Below are 3,152 nucleotides of genomic sequence, written 5' to 3' on the forward strand. Positions count from 1 at the left end.
TCTCATTAACATAAGAGAATAGTAACGTGCTTTCACCTTCAAGAATAGTCTAAATCCTTAAGTTGATGGATGTGTGGCAGTACCCCAAATATAAAAATACTAAGACTGTTTATTTTGCTGTAAAAATGTTTCTAAAATTCTCTTAACTGGTAGACTGGCATTTTTCAGTAAACTCTCTGCTTTATCCATTATTTTCTTGTTGGAAGCGATTATTTTTTTATATTCTTCATTGTTAAAAGAACGCAAAGAATCTATTACATATTCAGCTACTTCATCATTCTCCTTGAGTAAATCTAGTAATAAATTGAATCCATTCATTCCAGTATCTTCATCTATGCAATATACTAATCTAATTTTATACTTATCATCTCTGTCTTTTAGACTTTGAACCAATTTCCCCCAATCAATGTCAGCAAATCCATTTATCAACTCTTGTACATACATAAATTCATGATCATAGAAGTAGTTATCTGAACTATTTTCAGATAATATTGTATCCACTTTTTCATACATTAATATTCCTCCCCTATTTGGTAAATCCACCTAGTAATAGCGCATTAATTTGGCCTATTAGATATCCACTAACCACATTATTTTTAAGTTTAACTATAAATAAGATTATGTGAATAAAAAATCTCTTTAGAAAATCTAAAGGGAATTTTTTAAGTTTCATCTTTATTTATTGTGATTTTTTGTTTTGATTTTGTTTTTTGGTCTTCCATTGCTTTTTGTCCTTCTGTTGATTTGGAATAAAGTTCAATTATAATCGTGCTACAAATGTTGATTTTACAATAGAAGAAACCCATCCATTTTGAAAAAAGATTAATCAAAATGAGTGGGTATAATTTTGTGGAGGAGTTATTTTTTATAAAAAAGTTTGATTATTTCTATAATCCATATGTCACTAAAACCCCTGTTGATCAAAGAAGAATGGAACTATCTCCACCATTCTTTAACAGTAATTTTATGTGATTTCTCATTTTTATCTATAATCTCTACAAGACAATCATATTTTTCTAGTTTAGCACCAGAAACACGAATGTACGGATTTTCTAAATTAAAACCTATGCTTGCTGTTGCAGAAAAAACATTGTCTAAGGGGATATTTTCACCTTTTAGAAGACGTTCGAAGTCTTTCAATAAATCATCTAAAGACTCCTTTATTACTGGAATTTCAAAAGCTTTGGGTTTAATACTTCTTCCTAAAATATCTATAACAATATTATCTATATTTTTCTTTTTAGCAATATTATATAAATGTTCAATAACATATCCGTTTTCTCTATAATTCATTAAGCTTAAATAGCTATGAACAGTATTATGTCCTATACTCTTTAATAATTTTAACCTAGCCATTTTAGCACCTCCTGTACTATTTTGTTTAAAATATATTATAAGTAACATTCTACAGTTATCCTGCTCCATTCGTTCAATAAAAAAGATGAAATGAAATCCCTTCTCCACTTAGCTAAGTTATTTCATCGCATCTTTTTTAGAAACGTCGCAACTTTATTCAGAACATCGCATCTTTCTTATAAACATCGTGACTTTATTATAAAACTACAACTGGAGGGCTTTCGTATTCATATAATTATCGTTATCGACAGTTATACAAAAAGATATATAGGGGTAGCACCCCTTGGTCATCAACCTAAGATTTTAAATTATCCCCATGCCCATCAACTTAAGAATTTTATAACACCCCAAAACAAAAAAATCGTACATTTTCACATGAAGATGTCAATTTTCTCGTTTTGGGGGCATCTGCATTTCTTAGCTTGATAGCGATGTGGCGATACCCCACAAATGAATCGAGTTTGATATAATAGAAGGAAAAGAACAAATGGAACAGATACGAAAACCTCTGGAAAATATAGAGAAACAAAGCCTAACTAAAAAAGTGAAACCTCTTCGACTGTTTCTAAAGGAAATCGCGATTGGAAATATCCCTCTAAAATGAAATTGTTACCTGTTAAAATACAAATTAAGTATTACAGCAACTATTTGGAATCTAATTGTAATTCAGCTTTGTCGTTTGTCAGTGTATTATCAGAATTACAATTTCCAGAGTAGATAGCTCTTGCTTCATCACACGAATCAGATTTTTCACATCCTATAAGCATTCCTAATGTTATAAACGATAATAAAATCTTTTTCATTATAATACACGCTCCATACTATTTAGAATGTTATGATGTTCTTAGACTAAGTAAAGTTTATAACATATATTCCCATAACAAAAAACATATGTATTGAATTTAAAAAACTGAGGAAGGTCAATTTTTGACCAATTTATATAATAGACTTCACCATACATGCCCGTCAACTTAAGAAGTGGGTTGTTCCCCGAACCGAAAACATTTTTTCGCTATGGGGAAACTTAAAATCTTAGCTTGATAGCAATGTGGTATTCTTTCTATTTTATGGTAGTAAAAAAGGTTCTGGTGCGAAAATGTTAGTTAGAAACATAGAGTAGCAATTCCTTCTTCATTTCTATCTTATGAAGCTAAGCCAAATAATTTATGAATAAATCACTTCTGGTTTTGGGCAGACTTATCCGGTAAAACAAGTTGCCCTTTTTTCATCATATGCATGGCTTCAACACCACTCAATATAGAGATTGCTGTTTTAAACGACTTTAATCCTAACATAGAACGAACTCGCCTTTTAATAAACCGGTGGTCTTCTTCCACTATATTATTGAGATATTTAACTTGCATTAGTTGTATGCCTTCAGGCATATATTTCTCTTCTCTTAACTCTTGAATTGCTACAGGATAGGCAGGGTTCTTATCTACTGTTATCACGCGAGGTTTAGAAACATACGAAAAAGCCAAGGCTTTCTTGGAAAAGCGCTTGGCTGCTTGTTTATCTCTTGATTTACTTAGATAAAAATCAATTGTATACCCTTCTGAATCGACTGCACGGTATTAGTACATCCATTGAGCTTTTACTTTGATATATGTTTCATCGACTTTCCATGAGTCATTTGTTGATTTAAGATGATGTCGTACTTTCTCTTCTAATTGAGATCCATATTGATGAACCCAGCGCATAATCGTTGTATGAGCAACAGATAAGCCCCGTTCCGCCATCATTTCCACCAAATCACGAAAGCTCAAGTTGTACCGTAGGTACCATCTTACTGTTTG

Annotated in this window: 3 protein-coding genes and 1 pseudogene; all 4 read right to left on the bottom strand. The window is 31.4% G+C overall.

Annotated features, from left to right (window positions below; translation table 11 throughout):
- Nucleotides 1-99: 99 nt before the first annotated feature.
- On the bottom strand, nt 100-513 hold the full coding sequence (locus tag JDS80_RS30440; protein WP_199640788.1) for a hypothetical protein: 414 nt from the start codon (nt 511-513) through the stop codon (nt 100-102).
- 423 nt (nt 514-936) lie between these two features.
- A complete protein-coding gene (locus tag JDS80_RS30445) occupies nt 937-1,356 on the bottom strand; it encodes a hypothetical protein (RefSeq protein ID WP_199640789.1) in 420 nt (139 codons plus the stop codon).
- 644 nt (nt 1,357-2,000) lie between these two features.
- Nucleotides 2,001-2,159: a hypothetical protein gene (locus JDS80_RS30450; RefSeq protein WP_000722376.1), complete on the bottom strand. Its 159-nt coding sequence runs from the start codon at nt 2,157-2,159 to the stop codon at nt 2,001-2,003.
- A 372-nt stretch (nt 2,160-2,531) separates the two neighbouring features.
- Nucleotides 2,532-3,152: pseudogene (locus tag JDS80_RS30455) on the bottom strand (IS6 family transposase); the annotation flags it as partial.

This window comes from Bacillus cereus group sp. N8 (genome assembly GCF_016483685.1).
GTDB classification, from domain to species: Bacteria; Bacillota; Bacilli; order Bacillales; family Bacillaceae_G; genus Bacillus_A; species Bacillus_A proteolyticus.

Excerpts from the sequence above, each read along its gene's own strand:
- JDS80_RS30440 (WP_199640788.1), bottom strand. The coding sequence starts at position 513 with ATGTATGAAAAAGTGGATACAATATTATCTGAAAATAGTTCAGATAAC.
- JDS80_RS30445 (WP_199640789.1), bottom strand. The coding sequence starts at position 1,356 with ATGGCTAGGTTAAAATTATTAAAGAGTATAGGACATAATACTGTTCAT.
- JDS80_RS30450 (WP_000722376.1), bottom strand. The coding sequence starts at position 2,159 with ATGAAAAAGATTTTATTATCGTTTATAACATTAGGAATGCTTATAGGA.